Origin of the sequence: Mycobacterium sp. E3339 (genome assembly GCF_001666915.1) — a bacterium.
In the GTDB taxonomy this organism is placed as follows: Bacteria; Actinomycetota; Actinomycetes; order Mycobacteriales; family Mycobacteriaceae; genus Mycobacterium.
Genome location: NZ_LZIZ01000052.1, coordinates 38,156 through 59,829, shown reverse-complemented (window position 1 = coordinate 59,829; position 21,674 = coordinate 38,156). Strand labels below are relative to the sequence as shown.

Annotated in this window: 22 protein-coding genes and 1 pseudogene; 10 read left to right on the top strand and 13 right to left on the bottom strand. The window is 67.7% G+C overall.

The features are described from left to right. Positions 1 to 20: 20 nt before the first annotated feature. Complete coding sequence (locus A5702_RS04500; RefSeq protein WP_068218614.1) at positions 21 to 335, top strand: DUF4286 family protein; 315 nt, start codon at positions 21 to 23, stop codon at positions 333 to 335. 53 nt (positions 336 to 388) lie between these two features. Here A5702_RS04500 and A5702_RS04495 read toward each other — a convergent pair whose 3' ends face one another. From A5702_RS04495 to A5702_RS04465, 7 genes are all read right to left on the bottom strand, one after another. Continuing rightward, on the bottom strand, positions 389 to 1,399 hold the full coding sequence (locus A5702_RS04495; protein ID WP_068218597.1) for a CaiB/BaiF CoA-transferase family protein: 1,011 nt from the start codon (positions 1,397 to 1,399) through the stop codon (positions 389 to 391). Between the two features lie 23 nt (positions 1,400 to 1,422). Continuing rightward, entirely contained in the window at positions 1,423 to 2,379 is a 957-nt protein-coding gene (locus A5702_RS04490) for an LLM class F420-dependent oxidoreductase (RefSeq protein WP_068218594.1), read from the bottom strand. Then, on the bottom strand, positions 2,364 to 2,786 hold the full coding sequence (locus A5702_RS04485; RefSeq protein ID WP_067817117.1) for a cobalamin-dependent protein: 423 nt from the start codon (positions 2,784 to 2,786) through the stop codon (positions 2,364 to 2,366). The genes A5702_RS04490 and A5702_RS04485 overlap by 16 nt, the downstream gene beginning before the upstream one ends. Beyond that, positions 2,786 to 4,363, bottom strand: coding sequence for a methylmalonyl-CoA mutase family protein (locus A5702_RS04480; RefSeq protein WP_068218592.1), 1,578 nt, complete (start codon positions 4,361 to 4,363; stop codon positions 2,786 to 2,788). The genes A5702_RS04485 and A5702_RS04480 overlap by 1 nt, the downstream gene beginning before the upstream one ends. 74 nt (positions 4,364 to 4,437) lie before the next feature. Continuing rightward, positions 4,438 to 5,250 (bottom strand): class I SAM-dependent methyltransferase, encoded by an 813-nt coding sequence (locus A5702_RS04475; RefSeq protein ID WP_068218589.1) that lies wholly within the window; start codon positions 5,248 to 5,250, stop codon positions 4,438 to 4,440. A gap of 55 nt (positions 5,251 to 5,305) precedes the next feature. Next, positions 5,306 to 5,998: a M15 family metallopeptidase gene (locus tag A5702_RS04470; RefSeq protein WP_068218586.1), complete on the bottom strand. Its 693-nt coding sequence runs from the start codon at positions 5,996 to 5,998 to the stop codon at positions 5,306 to 5,308. Positions 5,999 to 6,040: 42 nt separating this feature from the next. Next, positions 6,041 to 6,640 (bottom strand): TetR family transcriptional regulator, encoded by a 600-nt coding sequence (locus A5702_RS04465; RefSeq protein WP_055405211.1) that lies wholly within the window; start codon positions 6,638 to 6,640, stop codon positions 6,041 to 6,043. 61 nt (positions 6,641 to 6,701) lie between these two features. Between A5702_RS04465 and A5702_RS04460 the strand changes: the two genes are divergently transcribed. The 6 genes and pseudogenes from A5702_RS04460 to A5702_RS04440 all read left to right on the top strand — a co-directional run bounded on the left by A5702_RS04460 (position 6,702) and on the right by A5702_RS04440 (position 11,305). After that, positions 6,702 to 8,411 carry a CocE/NonD family hydrolase gene (locus tag A5702_RS04460; protein WP_068218582.1) on the top strand — a complete coding sequence of 570 codons (1,710 nt, stop codon included), beginning with the start codon at positions 6,702 to 6,704 and terminating at the stop codon, positions 8,409 to 8,411. Positions 8,412 to 8,704: 293 nt separating this feature from the next. Then, positions 8,705 to 9,097 (top strand): heme-binding protein, encoded by a 393-nt coding sequence (locus A5702_RS04455; RefSeq protein ID WP_067817099.1) that lies wholly within the window; start codon positions 8,705 to 8,707, stop codon positions 9,095 to 9,097. Further along, on the top strand, positions 9,094 to 9,393 hold the full coding sequence (locus A5702_RS04450) for a hypothetical protein (RefSeq protein WP_055405693.1): 300 nt from the start codon (positions 9,094 to 9,096) through the stop codon (positions 9,391 to 9,393). Before A5702_RS04455 ends, A5702_RS04450 begins: the two co-directional genes overlap by 4 nt. A 33-nt stretch (positions 9,394 to 9,426) precedes the next feature. After that, positions 9,427 to 9,640 (top strand): annotated as a pseudogene (locus tag A5702_RS26155) (peptidase S15); the annotation flags it as partial. Positions 9,641 to 9,717: 77 nt separating this feature from the next. Next, positions 9,718 to 10,860, top strand: a complete 1,143-nt coding sequence (locus A5702_RS04445; protein ID WP_068218579.1) for an LLM class flavin-dependent oxidoreductase — start codon at positions 9,718 to 9,720, stop codon at positions 10,858 to 10,860. A gap of 13 nt (positions 10,861 to 10,873) precedes the next feature. Next, entirely contained in the window at positions 10,874 to 11,305 is a 432-nt protein-coding gene (locus A5702_RS04440; RefSeq protein ID WP_068218576.1) for a tautomerase family protein, read from the top strand. A gap of 6 nt (positions 11,306 to 11,311) precedes the next feature. On the opposite strand, the gene A5702_RS04435 is transcribed toward A5702_RS04440, so the two are convergent. After that, positions 11,312 to 12,592 (bottom strand): cytochrome P450, encoded by a 1,281-nt coding sequence (locus A5702_RS04435; protein WP_068218573.1) that lies wholly within the window; start codon positions 12,590 to 12,592, stop codon positions 11,312 to 11,314. Positions 12,593 to 12,759: 167 nt separating this feature from the next. Here A5702_RS04435 and A5702_RS04430 point away from each other — a divergent pair, with 167 nt between their 5' ends. Together A5702_RS04430 and A5702_RS04425 are read left to right on the top strand one after the other, a co-directional pair. After that, the gene (locus A5702_RS04430; RefSeq protein WP_231964992.1) at positions 12,760 to 13,314 is read left to right on the top strand and encodes a TetR/AcrR family transcriptional regulator; all 555 of its coding nucleotides are present in this window, start codon (positions 12,760 to 12,762) and stop codon (positions 13,312 to 13,314) included. A gap of 163 nt (positions 13,315 to 13,477) precedes the next feature. Beyond that, positions 13,478 to 14,317 (top strand): mycofactocin-coupled SDR family oxidoreductase, encoded by an 840-nt coding sequence (locus tag A5702_RS04425; protein WP_068218567.1) that lies wholly within the window; start codon positions 13,478 to 13,480, stop codon positions 14,315 to 14,317. A gap of 4 nt (positions 14,318 to 14,321) precedes the next feature. On the opposite strand, the gene A5702_RS04420 is transcribed toward A5702_RS04425, so the two are convergent. The 4 genes from A5702_RS04420 to A5702_RS04405 are packed head-to-tail and all read right to left on the bottom strand — an operon-like array spanning position 14,322 to position 18,251. Beyond that, entirely contained in the window at positions 14,322 to 15,770 is a 1,449-nt protein-coding gene (locus A5702_RS04420; RefSeq protein WP_068218612.1) for an aldehyde dehydrogenase, read from the bottom strand. 8 nt (positions 15,771 to 15,778) lie between these two features. Then, positions 15,779 to 16,597: a carboxymuconolactone decarboxylase family protein gene (locus A5702_RS04415; RefSeq protein WP_156669483.1), complete on the bottom strand. Its 819-nt coding sequence runs from the start codon at positions 16,595 to 16,597 to the stop codon at positions 15,779 to 15,781. Then, positions 16,594 to 17,412, bottom strand: coding sequence for a mycofactocin-coupled SDR family oxidoreductase (locus A5702_RS04410; protein WP_068218562.1), 819 nt, complete (start codon positions 17,410 to 17,412; stop codon positions 16,594 to 16,596). The genes A5702_RS04415 and A5702_RS04410 overlap by 4 nt, the downstream gene beginning before the upstream one ends. 8 nt (positions 17,413 to 17,420) lie before the next feature. Beyond that, complete coding sequence (locus tag A5702_RS04405) at positions 17,421 to 18,251, bottom strand: mycofactocin-coupled SDR family oxidoreductase (protein ID WP_055405044.1); 831 nt, start codon at positions 18,249 to 18,251, stop codon at positions 17,421 to 17,423. Between the two features lie 78 nt (positions 18,252 to 18,329). Here A5702_RS04405 and A5702_RS04400 point away from each other — a divergent pair, with 78 nt between their 5' ends. Continuing rightward, the gene (locus tag A5702_RS04400) at positions 18,330 to 18,941 is read left to right on the top strand and encodes a TetR family transcriptional regulator (RefSeq protein WP_082955941.1); all 612 of its coding nucleotides are present in this window, start codon (positions 18,330 to 18,332) and stop codon (positions 18,939 to 18,941) included. 25 nt (positions 18,942 to 18,966) lie between these two features. Here A5702_RS04400 and A5702_RS04395 read toward each other — a convergent pair whose 3' ends face one another. Then, positions 18,967 to 21,513: an excinuclease ABC subunit UvrA gene (locus tag A5702_RS04395; RefSeq protein WP_068218556.1), complete on the bottom strand. Its 2,547-nt coding sequence runs from the start codon at positions 21,511 to 21,513 to the stop codon at positions 18,967 to 18,969. Positions 21,514 to 21,674 lie beyond the last annotated feature (161 nt).

The window sequence follows — 21,674 nt, the reverse complement described above, 5'->3', positions numbered from 1 at the left end:
CCCGAGGAGAGGTGGCGGCGATGGCCAAGGGAATCATGTACGTCGAAAGTCGGCCTAGTTCGCCCGAACGCGAACAGGAATACAACACCTGGTACGACGACGTCCACATACCCCAACTGCTGGCGCTCGATGGAATCGTCGCGGCGCGGCGGCTGCGCCCCGTTGATGGGCAGGGCCCCTATGTGGCCATCTACGAACTCGAAGGCGACGATCTGCAGGCCATCTTGGACAACATGATCGCCGACGCCGGACAGCTGAACATGTCCGACGCGTTGCTGCTGGATCCCGCGCCCATCCCAAAACTGTTCGAGACGACCAGCGAGCGGAGCCGCTGACCCCGATGAACGTCGATGACGCCGAGTGTGCGGCCAGCCGCACATTCGGCCGACTACGCGTCCTCGCTCAATTCCGGCGGCGGCCGGTATTGCGGCTCGTAGCCCGAGACGTGGATGGGGCTCCCGACGAGGCGGAAATTTCCTGCGGTCACAACGACTTCCGGCGTCGCGTCGAGCGCCTCGGGCAGCGTCCTGACCGCCGCCGCCGGCACCCCGAGTGGGCGCAGCCGGCGCTCCCAGCCGGCTGCGCTGTCGGTGGCCAGCATCGCCGTGACGACGGTCAGCACCTCGTCGCGGCGGGCCACTCGCTCGGCCATCGTCTCGAAACCCCCGATGCCCGCTTCGGCGGCGAACGACTTCCAAAAGCCGTCGTGCGTGATGAACAGCGCCAGATACCCGTCGGCGGTCGGAAAGAGTTGGGCCGGAACGTAGTAGGAATGCGCCCCGTGGGGCCGCCGCTGTGGCCGAACCCCGCTGTTGAGATACGCGGAGGCGTGATAGTTCAGCTGCGAGAGCATGACGTCGCGCAGCGAGACGTCGACTTGGCCGCCGGTTCCGGAGATGATCTTGGCCAACAGCCCCAGCGCCGCGGTCATCCCGGTGGAGTTGTCGGCCGACGAGTAACCCGGCAGGGTCGGGGGGCCGTCCGGGTCACCCGTCAGGGCGGCGGTGCCCACGCCGGCCTGCACCACATAGTCGAAGGCGGGATCGTCGCCGCCGTACAGGCCGAAGCCCGTAATCGCCACGCACACGATCCGCTCGTTGTGCCGTCGCAGCGTCTCATAGGTCAACCCGAGACGGCGGATCGCCGACGGCTTCAAATTGACCAGCAGCGCATGCGATTCGGCGACCAGCTCACCCAGGCGTTGCTGACCCGCATCCGAGTTCAGGTCCAGGCAGATGCTCGACTTGTTGCGGTTGAGGCTGGCGAAGTAGGTGTCCCCGACACCGCGGGAGATCTCGCCACCGCGCGGTTCGATCTTGATGACCTCGGCGCCCAGGTCCGCGAGCAGCATGGTCGCGTACGGGCCGGCCAGCATCGTGCCGACCTCGAGGATGCGCATCCCCGTTAAAGGTCCGGTAGACGTCACCGCAAATCCGTTGCGAGCGCGGCGATCATCTCGCGGGTGCGGCGCTTGGAGGCAATCAGCTCCTCGCGGTTGTCCCCGATGGGCAGCAGCCGCACCGACAGGTCGGTCACGCCGGCGTCGGCGAAACGGCGCATCCGGGTCAGGATGGCCTGCTCGTCACCGGCCGCGCACAGGTCCCCGACATCGCGGGCATCGCCGCGGTCCAGCAGCCGCTGGTAGTTCGGCGACACCTCGGCCTCACCCAGGATGCGGTTGGCCCGCTCCTTCGCCTCGTCGACTTGTGCCGGCGCACAAAGGCATACCGGGATGCCGGCGACGATCCGCGGCGCGGGCCGCCCGGCGTCGGCGGCGGCTTTGGTGATCTTCGGCGCGATGTGGTCACCGATCGCCCGCTCGTCGGCCATCCACAGCACGGTGCCATCGGCGAGCTCGCCCGCGATCTGCAGCATCACCGGCCCCAGCGCGGCGAGCAGCACCGGCATCGGAGTATCGGCGCCGATCACCAGCGGATTGTGCACGGTGAACGAATCATTTTCGACGTCAACCGGTCCCGGCCCGGCAATAGCGGCGTTGAGCACCTGCAGGTAGTCGCGAGTGTAGGCGGCCGGCTTCTCGTACGGCAGGCCGAGCATGTCGCGGATGATCCAGTGGTGCGACGGCCCCACGCCCAACGCCAACCGTCCACCCGCCACGGCATGCGTCGAGAGCGCCTGGCGGGCAAGGGCGATCGGATGCTGGGCCTGCAGCGGCACCACCGCCGTGCCCAGCTCGATGCGCGAGCTGTGCGCGGCCATCAGCGAAACCATGGTCAGGCAGTCGAAGTCGTTGGGCACCTGCGGCATCCACGCGGTGTCCAGTCCCGCGGCCTCGGCCCATGCGATGTCCGAGGCCAGCCTGTCCACCTTGCGGGCCATGTCGCCGCGCTCGGCGCCGATCATCACTCCGACGCGCACTGTTCCTCCACGGGTTCGGGGGTGCCGGTCAGCGTGCGGATTTCCCGCACCAGCACGTCGAGCGGTGTGCCGGTGGGGAATACCGCGGCGGCGCCGGCGGAGAGCAGCTTGGGCACGTCGGCGTGCGGGATCGTTCCCCCGACGACGACGGCGATGTCGGCGGCGTCGGCGGCCCGCAGTGCCTCGATGGTGCGGGCGGTGAGCGCCAGGTGCGCACCGGACAGGATGCTCAAGCCCACGACCGCGACGTCCTCCTGGACGGCGATCGAGGCGATGTCCTCGATGCGCTGCCGGATGCCGGTGTAGATCACCTCGAAACCGGCGTCGCGCAGGGTGCGGGCGACGATCTTGGCGCCGCGGTCGTGGCCGTCCAGGCCGGGCTTGGCGACGAGAATCCGGGCCGCCACTAGAACACCACCGGTTGCTGGAACTCGCCCCACACCGCCTTGAGCGCGGCGACCATTTCACCGACCGTGCAATAGGCATTGGCGCAGTCGATCAGCTTGTGCATCAGATTGTCGTCTCCTTCGGCGGCGCGCGACAGCGCCGTCAAACTGGATTGCACTGCGGCCGAATCCCTTTCGGCCTTCACCTTGGAGAGGCGCTTGAGCTGAAGGTCGCGGCCCTCCGCGTCCAGTTCGTAGGTCACGACATCGGGTTCCGGCTCGTCGGTCACGAACCGGTTGACTCCGACGACGGGCCTGGTCCCACCCTCGATGTCCTGATGCGCGCGGTAGGCCTCGTCGGCGATCAGGCCCTGCAGGTAGCCGTCCTCGATGGCGTGGACCATGCCGCCGTGTCGTTCCAGGTCGTCCATGATCTCCACGATCCGGGCTTCGGTCGCGTCGGTCAGTGCTTCGACGAAGTAGGAGCCCCCCAGGGGGTCGGCGACGCTGGCGACGCCCGTCTCATAGGCGAGGATCTGCTGAGTGCGCAGCGCCAGTGTTGTGGTTTCTTCGGTGGGCAGGGCGAACGGTTCGTCCCACGCGGCGGTGAACATCGACTGCACACCGCCCAAGACCGCGGCCATCGCCTCGTACGCGACCCGGACGACGTTGTTGTGCGCCTGCGGCGCGTACAGCGACGCGCCGCCGCACACGCAACCGAAGCGGAACATCGATGCCTTGTCCGTGGTCGCCCCGTACCGCTCCCGCACGATCGTTGCCCAACGACGCCGCCCCGCACGGTATTTGGCGATCTCTTCGAAGAAGTCGCCGTGGGTGTAGAAGAAGAAGGAGATCTGTGGGGCGAACTGGTCGATCGTCATCCGACCCCGCTCCACCACGGTGTCGCAATACGTCACCCCGTCGGCGAGGGTGAACGCCATCTCCTGCACCGCGTTGGCGCCCGCGTCGCGAAAATGCGCGCCCGCCACCGAAATCGCGTTGAAGCGTGGCACCTCGGCCGCGCAGAACTCGATCGTGTCGGCGATCAGCCGCAGCGACGGCTCCGGTGGCCAGATCCAGGTTCCCCGGGAGGCGTACTCCTTGAGGATGTCGTTCTGGATGGTGCCCGTCAGCTTCGCCCGCGGCACCCCCTTCTTCTCCGCGGCGGCGACGTAGAACGCCAGCAGGATGGCCGCCGTCCCGTTTATCGTCATGCTCGTGCTGAGCTTGTCCAGCGGGATGCCGTCGAACAGGATCTCGAAGTCGGCCAGGGTGTCCACCGCGACGCCGACCCGGCCGACCTCCTCGCCGAACTCGGGATCGTCGGAGTCGTAGCCGCACTGGGTCGGCAGGTCCAGCGCCACCGACAGCCCCGTCCCGCCTTGCTCGAGCAGGTAGCGGTAGCGGCGATTGGATTCCTCGGCGGTGCCGAAGCCCGAATACTGGCGCAGCGTCCAGAGCTTGCCGCGGTAGCCGGACGCGAAGTTACCCCGGGTGAACGGGAATTCCCCCGGCGCCGGAGGAGGCGCCGTGATGTCCCCCGGGCCGTACACCGGCGCAAGCGGAATGCCGGATGGTGTCTGGGCAGCGTTATCCATCGATGAATAACGTACTTGCAAAAAAAGAGAATGCCAATACCGCATACCTGAACTGGCCAAACACGTCCGGGCGGCTACACGCGGCAGATGATTTCTCCGTGCGGAAGGGCGATCCAGCCGTCGGCGGCGGCGGCCCAGGCGCGCCACGCCGCGGAGATCTCGTCGAGCTGCGCCGGCGTGGCCAGACCCAGGCTCAGCAGGTCGCTCGAGATCCGCGAGTGCAGTATCCGGTCCGCCCACATCTCGCCCCACCACTCACGCGTGCTGGGGGTCGCGTAGCACCACACACTGCCCGACGGCGTCACGTCGTCGAAGCCCGCCCGCTGGGCCCAGGACAGCAGCCGCCGGCCCGCATCGGGCTCGCCGCCGTTCGCACGGGCGGCCCGTTCGTAGAGATCGCGCCACAGATCGAGCGCCGGCAGTTGCGGAAACCAGATGAATCCCGCGTAGTCGGCGTCCCGCGCGGCCACCACGCCCCCGGGCGCGCACACCCGTCTCATCTCACGCAGGGCCATCACCGGATCGGCAACGTGTTGCAGCACCTGATGCGCGTGCACGACGTCGAACGTGCCGTCGGCAAAGTCGAGCCGGTGCACATCGGCGGTCGCGAACGACACGTTCGACAGGCCTCGTCGCTCGATCTCGCCGCGGGCCACGCCCAGGACATCGGCCACCTGGTCGACGGCCGTGACGGGGCCGGGCGCGACGAGGGCGGCGAGGTCGGCGGTGATCGTCCCGGGCCCGCACCCGATGTCCAGCACGGACAAGCCGGGCTTCAGGTTGGGCAGCAGGTAGGCGGCCGAGTCCTGCACGGTGCGCCGCTGGTGGCTGCGGAGCACCGACTCGTGGTGGCCGTGCGTGTAGGTGGCTCCGCGCTCGTCGGTCATTCCTGAAGCGTACCGACAAATCCATAATATGAAACTGTCGTCTCGATATGTGAGATCAGTCCACGGGCACGTCGAGGATCGGCACGTCGACCCCGGCGCCCGGGCCGTCGAAGTGCCACCACTCCCCCGAGTACGGCGCCAACCCGCCGTATTTCATGGCGTTCCGCAGCGCGGCCCGGTTCGCCTGAGCTTCGGCGCTGACCCCCTGGGTGGCGAAAGCGTTTGCGCGGGAGGAAAAGTCGTCGAAGTCGGTGCCCATGTCGGCCAGGCATAGTCCGTCCGCGTGTTGCCCGGACGCGCAGGGCTGCTGCGTCGTGGTGAACGTGACATCCACCGAGCGCCCCGACTCGTGACTGCGCGCGTACGGGCCGGGCCGCGCGACCCACGCCGGGTTGGGAACGGCGTTGAACATCTTGACCTGCACGTCGTGCGGCCGGTAGCAGTCCCAGAACACCAGGACGTGCCCCTGGGGGCGCAGCGCCGACGCGGCCGCCGCCAGCCCCGGCGCCAAGGATTGATGCACCAGGCATCGCGCGTCGGAGGGGTACAGCTGCGTGTGGGTGAAATTGTTGGTCGTCGCGTAGCGCAGGTCGATGATGGCGTCGGGAACGACGCTGCGGACGTCGACGAATCCGGCCGCGCGCGCCGCATCGCCAACGGGCGGAACGTCGGGACCCGCCTGGGCCGTGACCCCGGGGATCGCGGCCGTGGCGACCGCAAGCGCAAGGACCGCGCGCAAAACACGCATCCGGCCATTGTCCCGGTTGGCCCTCCCGAATTGCGTTAGCCGCTACCCAATGTCGCCGTCGACGTAGCGCTGCAGGTTGGGCCCCACGGCGGCGACCACTTGGTCGTCGGGCATCGATGCGATCGGCTCGATCTTCCAGACGTAGCGCAGCAACGCGAAGCCGATCAGCTGGGTGGCGATCAGGCCGCTGCGCCGCAGCCGTTCGTCCTCGTCGGCACCCAAGGTGGAACCGCCGATCAGACCGCGCTCCACGATCAGCCGCAGCTTCTCCCGCGTCTTGTCTTCGTGCGCGGCGGTCAGCACCACCGCGCGCAAGATCGGACCCACCTCCTCATCGGTCCAGGTGTCCAGCACGGTGCGGATCAATTGCCGACCGAGATCGGCTTTGGCCGTCGCCCACGTCGCGGCCACCGCGTCGAGCCACTTCTGCGGCGGCGTGGTGGCCGCGTCGAGCAGCCCCTCCTTGGAGCCGAAGTAGTGGTAGATCAGGGCCGGGTCGACGTCCGCGGTGCGGGCGACCGCGCGAATGGCCGTGCCGGCCCAGCCGTGTTCGGCGAATTCGTCACGAGCCGCGGCCAGGATGCGCGCCGCCAAGACGCCGCGCTCGTCACGCGGACCCGGGGTGATCGATCGCCGCGCCACCGTCCCACCATAGCCGAAATTTCATCTTGCGTTGAGACTAGTTTCAACGTAGCGTGAAAATATGGCTCCTCTCAACGGCCCGCAGACCACCGGACGGGAATACCGCAACCTCAGCGAGCCGCAGTACGCGACGCGCACCGACATCAACGAAGCGATCACGATGCGGGATGGCACAACGCTTTTGGCCGACGTCCACCGGCCGGACGCCGACGGCCGGTTCCCGGCTCTGCTGGCCGCCTCGCCCTACCCGCGGCAGATGCAAGACCTCGGCGCCCCGGCGGGATTCATCGAGGCCGGCAGGACAGACTTCTGGGTGCCCCGCGGCTACGTGCACGTCATCGCCAACCTGCGCGGCACCTGCGGCTCCGAGGGCACCTTCAACTTCTTCGACGCCCAGGAGCGGCGCGACGTGCACGACCTGGTGGAGTGGGTCGCGGCTCAGCCGTGGTGCGACGGCAACGTCGGCATGATCGGCATCAGCTACTTCGCCATGACCCAACTCGAGGCCGCCGTCGAGCGGCCGCCGCACCTCAAGGCGATCTTCCCCCTTGCCGTGACGGCCGACCTGTACGAGGGCGCCAACCACCACGGGCTGCTGAGTTCGTCGTTCGTCACCCCGTTCCTCGCCATGATGGGCCTGACCTCCGACCGCAGCGACAAGCTGTGGCGCAGCAAGCCAATCGGGTTGGCGCGCCGCGTCCTGAACAGCCCGGGCGTGCACAAGAAATTCGAGACCAAGAACGGCGAAGCGGCGGTCACCATGCTGCGTCAGCTGCTTCGGCTGCCCCACAACCCGCACCCGTGGGACGAACTGTGGCAGGAGGCGGCGGTCAAGCACCCCACGCGTGACGAATGGTGGGAAGAGCGAAACCTGTTGCCACTGCTCAAGGAGATCGACATCCCCGTCTACCTGGGGTGCGACTGGCAGAACGTGCCGTTACACCTGCCGTCGACCTTCGCCGCCTGGAAGGGGCTGTCGGACAACGCATGCGTGCGGATGGGCATGCTCGGCGAGTTCGGCCTGACCTGGCCGTGGGAGAGCATGCACACCGAGGCGCTGGCCTGGTACGACCATTGGCTGAAGGGCCGCGACACCGGAATCGCCGACGGGCCGCCGATCCGATACTTCCTGCCCGGCGCCGACGAGTGGCGAACCGCGGACTCCTGGCCGCCGTCGCAAGCTGACCACCGCGAACTGGCCCTGCGCGCCGACGGTGGTCTCGATGCTGACGAGGGCGAGCCGGGCGGACGCGAATTCATGGTTGTCGGCTCGGGTCTGGGCCGCGTCAAGCCGAGCGAGATCGATCCGCCACCGATGCTGGCCTGGACCGGCGCCCCGCTGGTATCGGACCTGGACGTGGTGGGCGATATCGAGCTGCGGCTGGTTGCGTCGGCAACCGCTCTCGACACCGCATGGATCGCGACGCTGCAGGACGTGGGCCCCGACGGGGAGGCCACCGACGTGACCGCGGGCTGGCTGCGCGCCAGCCTGCGCGAGGTCGACGAAGCGGCCAGTCGTCCCGGCGCGCCCGCGCTGCCCTGTCGCAACCCGCAGGCGGTGCCGCTGGGCGAGGACGTCGAGTACCGAATCCCGTTGGTTCCCAACGCCCGCCGGTTCAAGGCGGGTCACCGCATCCGCGTGACGCTCACCAGCGACGACCAGGACCCTTCGATGCCGGCGATCATGAACTTCCGGCATGCCAGCGTCGGCACCTCCAGCCTGAACACGGTGCGCTCCGCGTCGCGGCTGTTGCTTCCGGTGCTCGCGTAACCGCCATTGCGCGTGGGCGTTGCGTGTGAATCGTTGGCGGCGACACGCCGACGAACGCCGCCCCCAGGCTCACACGGGAAGCCCTACGTTTACCCACGATCCCCGCATCGGTGTCCAAGCCCTGGCCGCCCTTGCGGTGGACTAACCGATTTCGCGCCGTCATGCGATGACGATTGTTAATCTGAAGCAGTGACTTCGGCCCGCGCGCTGCGCTAGTCCGCGGTCCAGAGTTGAAATCGAGCCGGGGCTGTTCGACGGTGCTCGGATCGACTACAGGGATAACGAGGCCAATCATGAAGCTTTCCAAGGTAATCCGCTGTCGAATCATTGCCTGTGCGGTCGGCGCCGGTGGTGTTGCGGCGACACTGCTCGGCGCAACGGCGGCCACCGCCGTGGCCGACCCACCGCCCCGGCCACCCGACTGCACGGCCGCAGATGTGTCCGGCGTGGCGGCGGGCGTCGCGGCGGCGCTCTCGACCTATCTGTTCAGCCACCCGGACCTGAACGGGTTCTACACCGGCCTGCAAGATCAGCCGAAGGATCAGATCCGGCCTCAGGTGGAGAACTACTTCAGCGCCAACCCGCAAGAGCAGGCGGACCTGGAGCGCATCCGGCAACCCATGGTCGACGTCAGGCAGCGGTGCCAGTGGACCCCGCTGATCGATCAGGGCGCGGGTCCGCAATGACCCCGCGGATGCGGTCTTGTGCCGCCGGGGCTATCGCGGTGTTGGCTGTCACGGCGATTCCCGAGGTATGGAGCCTCGTGCAGCCGTCCGCCGCGGCCCACGCGGACGTCTGCGCAAGCGTGGGCAGGCGTATCTCGGTGAGCGGTTGCACCAACGTGGCCGACACCGTCGGCTCCTACGCCCCGCCGCCCGCGGCCTACGCGCCGCTGCCGGAGGACTATCCGCCCCCGCCGCCGCCAGCGCCGACCGTCTGCGTCAATGCCGGGCGGCGAATAAGCGTCAGCGGCTGCACGTAGAAACAGGACGGCGGCCCACCCAACCACGACGGCCTGGGCGAGGACGTCGAGTACCGAATCCCGTTGGTTCCCAACGCCCGCCGGTTTCCAGGCGGGTCACCGCATCCGTGTGACGCCCACCAGCGACGACCAGGACCCTTCGATGCCGGCGATCATGAACTTCCGCCAAGTCAGCGTCGGCACCTCCAGCCCGAACACGGTGCGCTCCGCGTCGCGGCTGTTGCTTCCGGTGCTCGGGGGCCATTGATGAACGGGGTAATGATCATCTATCGTCCCGGGTAGCCGAACGGCTAGCCTTAGGCCGGCGGCTCGAAGGAGCGCAGAATGGCCGGCTTCGGCGTGGGTGTCATGCACAACACCATCAATTCGCGATTCGGCCCGAAGCCATTGATCCGCGCCGACTACCTGACCGGTGTGGCCTGCGGCGCCGACTCCTTCTGGGTGGCCGACCATCTCAATTCGGTACTGCCGCCATCGATGTGGACGCCCAAGCACGTGGGCGCGGCCCGGCTGATCCCCAAGATGGACGCCCACCTGGAGCCGTGGACCATGCTGGGATACCTCGCGGGCCGCAACCGGCTCGGCCGGATGCGCCTGGGCGTGGCCGTCACCGACACCGGCCGGCGCAATCCCGCCGTCACCGCCCAGGCGGTCGCCTCGCTGCACCTGCTCACCCGCGGCAAGGCGGTGCTGGGCATCGGCACCGGCGAGCGGGAGAGCAACGCGCCCTACGGCGTCGACTGGTCGAAGCCGGTGGCACGCTTCGAGGAGGCGGTCGCCACCATCCGTGCGCTGTGGGGCTCACGCGGCGAATTGGTCAGCCGGGACTCGCCGTTCTTCCCGTTGCACAAAGCGACTTTCGCCCTGCCCCCGTACAAGGGCAAGTGGCCCCCCATCTGGATCGCTGCCCACGGTCCGCGGATGATGCGCGCCACCGGGCGCTATGCCGACGGCTGGTTCCCGGGAACGACCCGGGCGACCGAATACGGCGAGCAACTCGACATCGTGCGCAGCGCGGCTTCCGATGCCGGCCGCGACCCGATGTCCATCACCCCCGCGCTGATCCGATTCATCGTGACCGGGTGGTCCCGCGACGAGATCGACCAGGTCGTGGAGTCCGACATCGCCAAGGTGTTCACGCTCAACTCGCCCGCCAAAGACTGGGCGCGCCACGGCGCCCAGCACCCGATGGGCGCCGATTTCACCGGGGTGCAGGACCTGATGCCGCAGACAATCGACGAGCGGACGGCCCTGTCGTACGCGGCCCAGGCGCCGGCATCGCTCGTCCGCGAGTTGTTCGCGGTCGGAATGCCGGACGAGGTCATCGAGCAGATTGCCGAGTTCCGCGAGAACGGACTGCGCCATGTGGTGGTGGGCAATGCCGGTGCGATTCAACCGAGTTTGCGCAAGAGCGCGGCGGCGACCGCGCCGTACATCAAGGTCGTGCGCGGCCTGCGGAAGTTATGAGCGAGGAGCCGCCATGCCGATGATCGACCTGACGTTCGTGCGCGGCGCCGTTGACGATCGCGTAGTGAGCCACTTGACCGAGGAGTTGGTCGCCGCGTTGCTGCGCGCCGAGCGCGCCCCGGACACCCCGTTCCTACGCGATAACACCTGGGTTTACACGCATGCGATCGACGCGGCGGAGCTCTCGGTGGGCGGGCGCGGTCCCGGTGCGCCGCGTTTTCGGGTCGACGTAACTGTTTTCGCGGGAGCGCTCGACAAGGACCGCAAGGAACGACTCGCCGCGGACGTGCACGCGGCGGTGTGCGCGGCGGCGGAAATAGATCCGCGGGGCGAGCGGGCTTTTCACGTGTGGACGTTGATACACGAGATCCCAGAGGGAAATTGGGCCGGCGGCGGCCAGATCATCTACTACCAGCAAGTGAAAGGGCTGGTTCCGGAGGAGTGATGCGCCTCAGGCCACCGGGGTGAATTCGATGTGCAGCTCGGTGAGGCCCCGCAGCAGGAATGTCGACTCGTAGCGGTACTGGCGATGGCCGAGGGGGCCGTGCTTGGCCTCGCTGATCACCAGGTCGCGCGTCCGGTCGAGGAGACGATTGATGGTGATCTGTCCCTCCACGCGCGCGAGCGGGGCGCCCGCGCAGGTGTGGATGCCCCGGCCGAACGCGATGTGCTCGCGCACGTTCTTGCGGTCGACGCGAAATTCATTCGGGTTCTCGAACTTTCGCGGATCGCGGTTGGCCGCCCCCAGGCACAGCATGACCACCGTGCCGGCCTGGATGCGCACCCCGCCCAGCGTCGTGGTCTTGCGCGCCAGCCGGAAGTCGACCTTAGTGGGGCTCTGCATGCGCAGGGCCTCCTCGATGAACGGGCTGATCAGTTCGCGGTCCGCGCGCAGGCGCTCCTGCAGCTCCGGCTGGTCACCGAGGACCTGGACCGCCGAGCTCAGCAGCTTGGTGACGGTCTCCTGCCCGGCCGCGAACAGGAAAGTCGCCGGGCGCACCACCTCCAGCAGCGGCGGGGTCGAGCCGTCGGGATAGGTGGCGGTGGCCAGCCCGGTGAGTACATCCTCGCGGGGTTCCTGCCGCCGGTCGGCGATGTACCCGCTGAAGAGATCGTCGAGATACTGCAACGGATTGCTGCCCACGGGTTCGTGATCGAGGGCGCCCACGCGAGCGCCCGGCGCGTTGCCGGCCCCGAGATTGCGACGGATCTCGGGACGATCCTCGTCGGGCACCCCGAGCAGATCCGCGATGGCCAAGGTAGCAAACGGCTTGCCGTAATCGCCGAGGAACTCGCAGCGCCCGTGGGCGATGAATTCGTCGAACTGCCGGTCGGCCAACTGCCAGATGTAGTCCTTGTTCTCCTGCAGCCGACGCGGCGTCAGCAGCCGGCCCAAGAGGGAGCGCGCCTTGTCGTGTTCGGGCGGGTCCATCACCACCATGTGCTCGAAGATCGGAAACTCGTGGCGGTGCGCCTCGATCTGCTCACTGATGTCGTCGCCGGCGGGGGTGAACGGTAGCGGCGGAAACGGACCGCCGATCGCGTTGACCGCGGAGAACGAATCGACATCTTTGAAAGCGGCTTGCACCTCTTGATATCCGGTGACGGCGACCGCCCCGTAGCGGGGCTCGCGGACCACTGGGCCTTGATCGCGCAGGTAATCCCAGTACTGGTACGGATCCTGAGCGATATCGGCGTCGGTGAAGTAGTCGACGTCAGCGAGATCGGTCATGGGTCCACATCCTCTCCGCCGGCCTTCAACTGGTCGATCGACCAAATTGTTAGGATGCGGTAATGCCTACCACGCGTCGCGCCGCCCGGTCAAGCACGCCGGGCGGGCCGAACCCAACCGCGAATCGCCGCAGCAAGCGCACTGACGACGCCGGCGCGCGCGGCAAGCTGATCGAAGCGACCGCTCGCATCATGCGCGAGGAGGGCTACGCCGCGGCAACCTCGCGGCGGGTCGCCGCAGAGGCAGGCGTCCGGCAGGCCCTGGTCTACTACTACTTCCCGACGATGGACGACCTGTTCGTCGAGGTCCTACGCGCCGGGGCGGAAGCCGCCCTAACGCGGATGCGCGCGCTGCTGAGCGAGGACGATCCCATAGCGGCGCTGTGGGAGCTCAACAGTGACGCCGCCTTCACCGTACTCAACGCCGAATTCATGGCTCTGGCCAACCACCGCAAGGCAATTGGCGCCGAACTCAAGGCCTACGCCGAACGCGTGCGCGATATCGAGACGGCCGCCGTCACGATGGTGCTCCGCGCCAACGGTATCGACCTGCGAAAGTATCCGCCCGCGGCCATCTCGATGCTGATCGCGCAGACGGCACGCAGCCTGTGCAACGAAAGCGCGGTGGGCGTCACCCAGGGACACGATGAGTTGCGAGCCTTCGTCGCACGCCAGTTGAGCATGTTGACGACGCCCACGGCCGCACCGGCGAAAACCGACTAGCGAGCTCGGCGGTCGGGCCGACTCAGCCCCAACCGCGCTGCGCCCTTCCGGCTGACTGAATGTTGACAGTGCCGCGAAACGGTGCCAGGCTTGCTGATCGATCGACCAACATCGGAAAGAGCGCGGGTGGCTGTCGCCCGGGCGGGACCAGTGAGGTGCAGTCGTGGGCGGACGAGTCGAGGGCAAGGTCGCATTCATTACCGGCGCGGCCCGCGGGCAGGGCCGCAGTCATGCGGTGCGCCTCGCCCAGGAAGGCGCCGACATCATCGCGGTCGACATCTGCAAGCCGATCAGCAGCAGCAGCGAGATCCCGCCCTCGACAACCGACGACCTGGCCCAGACCGCCGACTTGATCATGGGATTGGACCGCCGCGTGGTGACCGCCGAAGTCGATGTGCGGGACTACGACGCCCTCAAGGCGGCGCTGGACGGCGGCGTCGAACAGCTGGGCCGGCTGGACATCATCTGCGCTAATGCCGGCATCGGCAACGGCGGCCAGACGCTGGACAAGACGAGCGAAGACGACTGGCGCGACATGATCGACGTCAACCTCTCCGGCGTCTGGAGGACCGTCAAAGCCGGCGTGGCCCATCTTATTTCGCAGGGCCAGGGCGGCTCCATCATCCTCACCAGCTCGGTCGGCGGACTCAAAGCGTACCCGCACACCGGCCACTACATCGCCGCCAAGCACGGCGTCGTCGGCCTGATGCGCACCTTCGCCGTCGAGTTGGGCCAGCACTTCATCCGCGTCAACTCGGTTCACCCCACCAACGTGAACACGCCGATGTTCATGAACGAGGGGACCATGAAGCTGTTCCGACCCGACCTGAAGAACCCCGGGCCGGAAGACCTCAAGGTCGCCGCGCAGTTCATGCACGTACTCCCGGTCGGATGGGTCGAGCCGGTGGACATCAGCAACGCGGTGCTGTTCCTGGCGTCCGACGAATCCCGTTACATCACCGGCCTTCCCGTTACCGTCGACGCTGGCAGCATGCTCAAGTAGGCCGTCACATCCCGATGCGGATGTTTTTGGCCTGCAGGAATTCGTAGAGCCCGTCCGGCCCGCCGCTGCGGCCGAAGCCGCTGTTCTTGTACCCGCCGTAGGGCCCCTGCGGCTCGATATCGCTGTGGGAGTTGATCCACACCGATCCCACCCGGAGCCTTCGTGCCACGCGGTGGGCGCGACGCAGATCGGACGTCTGGACAAAGGCGTTGAGGCCGAAATCGGTGTCGTTGGCCAGCTCGACGGCGTGGTCTTCGTCCCGGAACGCCGCCACCGAGACGACCGGTCCGAACGTCTCCTGTCGAGCCAGCGCGGCAGTGGGGTCGACGTCGGTGAAAACGGTCGGCTCGATATAAAAGCCGTCGGCGTCGGCGGTCATCCGGTGCCCGCCCGCGATGAGTCGTCCCTGCCGCAACCGGATCGTGTCCTCGATGATCGCCAGGATGCGTTCGCCGGCAACCTGATTGATGACGGGCCCGAATAACACGTCGGGCCGCAGCGGATCTCCGACCGGGGCCGAGCGCACGGCGTGCAGGAATCTCTCGAGGAATGCGTCGAAGGCGCTGTCCTGGACCAGGATTCGGCTGGCGCAGGCGCAGCTCTGACCGGACTGGGTCAGTGGTCCCTGAAACGCGGCCAGGGTGGCGGCGGTATCCAGATCGGCGTCGGCGAAGACGAGATTGGCCGACTTTCCGCCGAGTTCGGTGACCACCGGCGTCAGGTTCTCGGCGGCGGTGCGCAGCACTTGACGCGCCGTGGCCTGGCCGCCGGTGAAGTGAATCTTGGCGATTCCGGGATGGGCGGCCAGCGCCTGGCCACCAGTTGCCCTGGCGGGCAACACGTTTACCAGTCCCGGCGGCAGGCCGGCCTCCAGGCACAGCTCACCAAAACGCAGGGGTGCCAGGGGAGCCAGCTCGGAGGGTTTGAGAATGACGGCGTTGCCGGCGGCCAGTGCCGGGGCGACGGCCAGACCGATCACCACGAGCGGACCGTTCCACGGCGTGATCACGGCGACGACGCCGTAAGGCTCGCGTTCGACGATGTTCACGTCGAAGCTCCCGCTGACCGGAGTGCTCAGGCCATGTGGCTTGTCGACGTAACCGGCGTAGTACCGCAAGAATCGCTCGGTGAGCACCGAATTGCCCGCCATCGCGATCGGCACGCCGTAGTCACAGGCGTTGAGGCGAGCCAGTTCCGGCGCCTGTTCGGCGACCAGGTCGGCCAGCCGCAGCAAGAGGTCGCGGCGCTGGTCCACGGGAAGGATCAGCCAGCGCCGCTGCGCCTCGCGTGCGATGGCGACCGCATGATCCACCTCGTCGCGACCCGCCAGCTCGACCGTGGCGTTCGGTCGACCGTTTCCGGGGTAGATGTGTTGGTGCGTGCCGCCGGAGGCACCGGTCACCCGCTGCTCTCCGATGAGCAACGCACCCGACGGCAAGGCGGCGGCATCCATGACCGTCGTCACCACAGCACCGATGCGTCCGAGCCCGCCTCGTCGAGAACACGTTGCTTTTGCTCGGCGATGACCTGATTGAGGTAGGACGCCTTCGGCCATCCGTAGTACGCGGCGAAATGCAGGGCCAGCTCGTCCATCTCGTCAAACGAGACGTCACCGCTTTTCAGAGCGGCGTAGACGTGGGACATGATCGGGTATTGGGCGTCCTGGAATCCGACGCACGCCAACGTGATCAGGCGGCGCTCCTTCATGCCCAGCCCGGGCCGCAACCACATCTCGCCGAAGACGAAGTTGAGGATGCCCGCTCCCGAATACGGGTTGTCTCGCGTGGGTGCGAAGGCCAGGCAGTTGATTTCCCGGAACGCCGCCTCGCCACCGGCCAGGCGCGCTTCGGGATCGCTGGGGGTGGGCAAGGGCAGCAACGGCGAAGCCGGCGGCACGCCACCATCACCGCGCTCGCGCGCAATGCGCTCCCACTGCGCGTCGACGACCATGTTGAACTGCGAGGCTTTCGGCCAGCCGGCGTAGACCGCGAAATGCAAGACAGCTTCCCGCATTTCGCTGATTGTGACGTCCCCGCTGTTCAGCGCGGCGTAGACGTGCTGTTCGAGCGCGGGCGCGGCGTCGGCGCCGGCGACGCACGCCAGCGTGACGAACCGGCGGTCGCGCCGGCTCAGGCCGGGCCGGGTCCACACCTCGGCGAACACGAAGTCGATGAGCCCGTCGGCGATCGCGGGGCTGGCGTCCGTTGGCGCTTCGACCGTCATCACCTCGGCGAACGTCCGCAGGCCGCGCTCGCGTCTCTGATTGTGGCTGCTCATCATCTGATGGTCACCCCCGCGTCGACGGTGAACTGCAAGCCCGTCACGTGCCGGGCCTCGTCGGAAACCAGGAACAGCACCGCGTTGCTCACGTCGATCGCCTCCGTCATCAGAACCGGCAGCGCGTTCATGAAGATGGGCCCCAAGTCGGGTCGCTTCTCCATGATCAGCTGGTGCATCGATGGCGGCGCCATGCCGGTGGCCACGCCCGTGGGATGCACGGTGTTCACCCGGACATTTTGTGCGGCAAGTTCATTGGCGAGCGCCAGACTCATGCCGACGATGCCGTGCTTGGCGGCCGTGTAGGGCGTATGCAGTGGAGTTCCCTTGATACCGGCCGACGAGCTGATGTTGACCAGGCTGCCGCCGCCGGCCGCCAGCAGATGCGGCAGCGCCGCGGCGCATGTGTTCCAGGCGCCGATGAGGTTGACGTCCACCACGAGCCGCCACTGCTCCGGGGTGGTGGTGTCCCAGGTGCCGACCGTCAGCACGCCCGCGTTCGCGATCGCGGCGTCCAGGCCGCCAAGTTCGTCGGCCCCCTCGTCGACGGCGGCCTTGAGGGCGGCCGCGTCCCGCACGTCGACGACCTTGCAGACGGTTGACCGCCCAAGCTCTCCAACGAGTTTGGCGGTCTGGCGCAGATCGTCCTCGGTAGCCAGCGCATACTCCATGCCGTCGGGGGTGTCGCAGATGTCGACCAGCAGGCAGTCCGCGCCCTCTTCGGCCAACCGCACCGCGTGGCTGCGTCCCATCCCGCGAGCGGCACCGGTGATCAGGACCCGTTTGCCGGCCACGCGGCCCTGCGGTCGAGGTTGCATCGCGGGGCTCACAGCTTGTTGCAGAAGCCGGCGTCCACGGGGAACGTCACCCCGGTGACATACTTGGCCTCATCGGAGACCAGATAAGCGATCGCCGCGCTGATGTCTTCGGGCTCCAGCATCTCCACCGGCATCGGATTCTGCAGGTGCGCACCGCCTTCGGGAAAGCTTTCCAGGAACTCCGTCATCGCCGGATTGACGGCCATCATCGTGCGGACCGCCGTGGGGTGAACCGTGTTGACCCGAATGTTGAAGGGGGCCAACGAGTTCGCCAGGACCCGCATCAACCCGACCACCCCGTGCTTGGAGGCCGCGTACCCTAGGCCGCCGCCCTGCAGGCCGCCGAAGCCCCGCAGCCCGGCGGTCGAGCTGGTGAACACGATCACACCGCCGCGCTGCCCGGACAGCAGGTGCGGCACGGCCGCCCACGCGGTGTGATAGGCGCCGTCGAGGTTGACCCCGATGGCGGCCCGCCATTGGGCCAGCTCCTCCTCGATGCTCAGCTGCCGGAACGCCACGGGCGCGATTCCCGCGTTGGCGCAGACGATGTCGAGCCGGCCAAAGTGTGCCACCCCAGCGTCGAGCGCCGCCTTCACCTGATCGAACTCGCGGACGTCGGCCACCGTCGCGAGCATCTTGCCGCCCTCGGCCTCGACCAGGCCGACCGTTTCGTCGAGCTCGTCGCGCCGCGCCATGGCGTAGCCATTGGCGGGGATGTCGGCACAGATGTCGATGCCGATGATGTCGGCGCCCTCGCGCGCCAGCCGGACCGCGTGGCTGCGGCCCTGCCCACGTGCCGCCCCGGTAATGAACGCCACCTTGCCGTCTAGACCACCCATCACGCCCTCGCTCGCGTCGTCGCCTGCGGTTTTCTCAAGTAACCGCGTTACTCCGGTTCGGAGAGTAACATCGTTATCGTGGTCGGTAAAGCCTCATCGCAACGGCGCGACGGATCAGTGGCGGCAGCCCGGGCCGTCGATCCGTTGATCGACATCGTCGTCGACCTCATCGACACCGAGGGCTATGACGCCGTGCAGCTGCGGGAGGTCGCGCGCCGGGCCCGCATGTCGCTCACCACGATCTACAAGCGCTACCCCACCCGCGACGACCTCATCGTCGCGGCGCTGCGGTGGTGGATGGACACCCACCGCTACGCCGCCGTCGCCTCGCACTCCGGGGACAAGGAATCGCTCTACGACGGGCTCATGTGGATCTTTCGGGCGATCTTCGAACCGTGGGAGAAACACCCCCGCATGCTGCAGGCGTACGTGCGGGCCAAGGACGGGCCCGGTGGCGACGAACTGACCCAACACGGCTTCGACGTCGTCGCACCCGCGGCGCGGTCGGTGATGCGCGAGTGCGATGAACGCTTCGCCGAGGACCTGGGTGTCATCCTGGCCGGCGTCGTCTACGGGGCGCTGGGCCAGTTCGCGGCGGGCTCCATCGAGATCACCGACATCGTGCCGACGATCGAGCGGGCGGTGTTCTGGCTGGCGAAGGCGCACGAGGGCGTGTGCCGGCACGCGTAGGGGACCTGGCGGCGCGCAAGGGTTTTCACCGAGTAGCGGACGACGCCAACCGTTTCGCCAAGTACGGCGCCGTGCGGCTGTGTTTCGCACGCGCAACCTCATTCGGCGCGCCCGCCGCGACGACCCGACCACCGTCGTTGCCGGCGCCCGGCCCGAGGTCGATCACCCAGTCCGCGCCCGCGACCATCCGCATGTCGTGTTCGGCCACCACCACGGTGTTGCCCGCGTCGACCAGGCGGTGCAGCTGACGGTCGAGCAGATCCACATCGGCGGGGTGGAGCCCCGTGGTGGGCTCGTCGAGGACGTAGAGGGTATGCCCTCGGCGGGGTCTCTGGAGCTCGGAGGCGAGCTTGATCCGCTGCGCCTCGCCGCCTGACAGCTCGGTCGCGGGCTGTCCGAGGCGCAGATAGCCCAGTCCGACCTCTTGCAGCGTGGTCAGGCTCCGCGCCACCTTCGCAACGTCGCCAAGAAAGTCCGAGGCCTCATCGACGGTCATCGCGAGCACGTCGGCGATCGTACGATCACGGTACCGCACCTCGAGTGTTTCGTCGGAGTAGCGCGCTCCCTGGCACGCCGGGCAGGTGGCGTATGTGCCTGGCAGAAACAACAATTCGACCGAGACGAACCCCTCGCCCTGACAGGTGGGACAGCGACCTTCGGGCACGTTGAACGAAAACCTGCCCGCCGTCCAACCGCGGCGACGGGCCTTCGGGGTCGCGGCGAATTCGTGCCGCACGGCGTCGAACAAACCGGTGTAGGTCGCCAGCGTCGAGCGCGGAGTGCGTCCGATCGGGCGCTGGTCGACGGACACCAGCCGATTGATTTCCTCGACACCCTCCGCCGTCACGCCGGCGCTGGCGTCGTGATCCAGATCGACGACTTCGGTGTCCGTCTCGTCGTCATCGGATGCGGCCGGCTCGGCGGCGCGCCCGGTGCCCAGATGCCTGTTCACGACATCGCCGAGGACCTTCACGACGAGTGTCGACTTGCCCGAACCGGACACCCCGGTGACCGCGGTGTACACACCAAGGGGCAGGTCCACGTCGAGGTCTCGCAGGTTGTGAAAGCAGATCCCGCGCATCCGCAACTGCCCGGACGGCGTGCGCGGTTGGCGAGGCGTCGGACCGGCCCCGTCGAAAAGGTAACTGCGAGTGACCGATTCCTCGATGTCTGCCAGGCCCGGCACCGGGCCGCTGTAGAGCACGTTCCCACCAAGTTCGCCCGCCCCGGGTCCGACGTCGACGATCCAATCGGCACGGCGTACCACGTCCATGTCGTGCTCGACCACGAATAGCGAATTGCCCGCGCGCCGCAGGCGATCCAGCACGTCGAGTAGCGGTTCGGCGTCCGCGGGGTGCAGTCCGGCCGACGGCTCGTCGAGCACGTAAAGCACGCCGAACAAGCCGGCGCGCAATTGGGTGGCCAGTCGCAGGCGCTGCAATTCGCCGGGTGACACCGTCGGTGTTCGGCGACTAAGCGTGAGATAACCGAGGCCGAGGTCGATGAGTACCTGCAGGCGTGCGACGAGGTCCGCGGCGATCATTGTCGCCACCTCCGTCAACTCACCGGATTCCGTCGACTCGTACGCGGCGGCGGCATCGGTCCGAGAAGCCGTGGGGCGCAACGCGTCCGCAAGGTCGGCCAACGGCATCCCCGCGTATTCGGCGATGGTGCGACCGGCGAATGTCACCTTCAGCGCTTCCGGTCGCAACCCGGAACCCTCGCATACCGGGCACTCGACGCTGTTGACGAATTGCAGCACGCGGCGACGCATCATCGCGCTGTGCGAGTTGGCCAACGTGTGGCGGACGTGGCGTTCGGCGCTGGAGAACGTGCCGTTGTAGTAATAATCGGCCTGCACCGGGTGCTGGCTCGGGTCGATTTCGACCGTTGGCTGATCATCGGTGAACAGGATCCAATTGCGTTGACGCTTCGGGAGTTTCCGCCATGGCTTGTCGATGTCGTACCCGAGCGTGACCAGGATGTCGCGTAGGTTTTGGCCCTGCCACGCACCTGGCCAAGCGGCCACGGCGCCTTCCCGGATGGTCAGCGACGGGTCAGGTACCAGTGTCTCTTCGGTCACCCGATGGATTCGCCCCAACCCGTGGCATTCGGGGCACGCCCCCACCGCGGTGTTCGGGGAGAACGCGTCGGAGTCCAGTCGTTCCGTGGCCCCACGCGGGTAGGTTCCGGCGCGGGAGAACAGCATCCGCAGCAGGTTCGACAGGGTGGTGACGGTGCCGACCGTCGACCGCGACGTCGCCGAACCCCGGCGCTGCTGCAAAGCGACGGCGGGCGGTAGCCCGGTGATGTCATCCACCTTCGGCGCGCCTGCCGGCAGCAACAGGCGACGGGCGTACGGGGCGACCGACTCGAAGTAGCGGCGCTGGGCCTCGGCATAGATGGTCCCAAAGGCCAGCGACGATTTGCCGGATCCGGAGATTCCGGTGAACGCGACCAGCGCATCACGCGGCGCCGCGACGTCGACCCCCCGCAGATTGTGGACCCGCGTCCCGTAAACGCGCACACAAGAGTCGAGTTCGTCCGTGGGCCGGTCAGACGTTGCTGGCATCGTGTTCAGACGAATACCCCTGCTGCGGCCGCGCAAGCATGATGTTTGTGGGCGGGCCTCGCAACACCGCCGTGGTCGCCTAGTTCTTGATGGAAACCCGTCGACGCAGAGGGGATGCCAGTGCCGCGGCGGCCACGCTGGTCAGTGCCGCCAGCGAGGGC

Excerpts from the sequence above, each read along its gene's own strand:
- A5702_RS04435 (WP_068218573.1), bottom strand. The coding sequence starts at position 12,592 with ATGACCGATCTCGCTGACGTCGACTACTTCACCGACGCCGATATCGCT.
- A5702_RS04415 (WP_156669483.1), bottom strand. The coding sequence starts at position 16,597 with ATGATGAGCAGCCACAATCAGAGACGCGAGCGCGGCCTGCGGACGTTC.
- A5702_RS04445 (WP_068218579.1), top strand. The coding sequence starts at position 9,718 with ATGGCCGGCTTCGGCGTGGGTGTCATGCACAACACCATCAATTCGCGA.
- A5702_RS04475 (WP_068218589.1), bottom strand. The coding sequence starts at position 5,250 with ATGACCGACGAGCGCGGAGCCACCTACACGCACGGCCACCACGAGTCG.
- A5702_RS04460 (WP_068218582.1), top strand. The coding sequence starts at position 6,702 with ATGGCTCCTCTCAACGGCCCGCAGACCACCGGACGGGAATACCGCAAC.
- A5702_RS04480 (WP_068218592.1), bottom strand. The coding sequence starts at position 4,363 with ATGGATAACGCTGCCCAGACACCATCCGGCATTCCGCTTGCGCCGGTG.
- A5702_RS04420 (WP_068218612.1), bottom strand. The coding sequence starts at position 15,770 with ATGGATGCCGCCGCCTTGCCGTCGGGTGCGTTGCTCATCGGAGAGCAG.
- A5702_RS04395 (WP_068218556.1), bottom strand. The coding sequence starts at position 21,513 with ATGCCAGCAACGTCTGACCGGCCCACGGACGAACTCGACTCTTGTGTG.
- A5702_RS04440 (WP_068218576.1), top strand. The coding sequence starts at position 10,874 with ATGCCGATGATCGACCTGACGTTCGTGCGCGGCGCCGTTGACGATCGC.
- A5702_RS04470 (WP_068218586.1), bottom strand. The coding sequence starts at position 5,998 with ATGCGTGTTTTGCGCGCGGTCCTTGCGCTTGCGGTCGCCACGGCCGCG.
- A5702_RS04500 (WP_068218614.1), top strand. The coding sequence starts at position 21 with ATGGCCAAGGGAATCATGTACGTCGAAAGTCGGCCTAGTTCGCCCGAA.
- A5702_RS04450 (WP_055405693.1), top strand. The coding sequence starts at position 9,094 with ATGACCCCGCGGATGCGGTCTTGTGCCGCCGGGGCTATCGCGGTGTTG.
- A5702_RS04455 (WP_067817099.1), top strand. The coding sequence starts at position 8,705 with ATGAAGCTTTCCAAGGTAATCCGCTGTCGAATCATTGCCTGTGCGGTC.
- A5702_RS04405 (WP_055405044.1), bottom strand. The coding sequence starts at position 18,251 with ATGGGTGGTCTAGACGGCAAGGTGGCGTTCATTACCGGGGCGGCACGT.
- A5702_RS04495 (WP_068218597.1), bottom strand. The coding sequence starts at position 1,399 with ATGCGCATCCTCGAGGTCGGCACGATGCTGGCCGGCCCGTACGCGACC.
- A5702_RS04410 (WP_068218562.1), bottom strand. The coding sequence starts at position 17,412 with ATGCAACCTCGACCGCAGGGCCGCGTGGCCGGCAAACGGGTCCTGATC.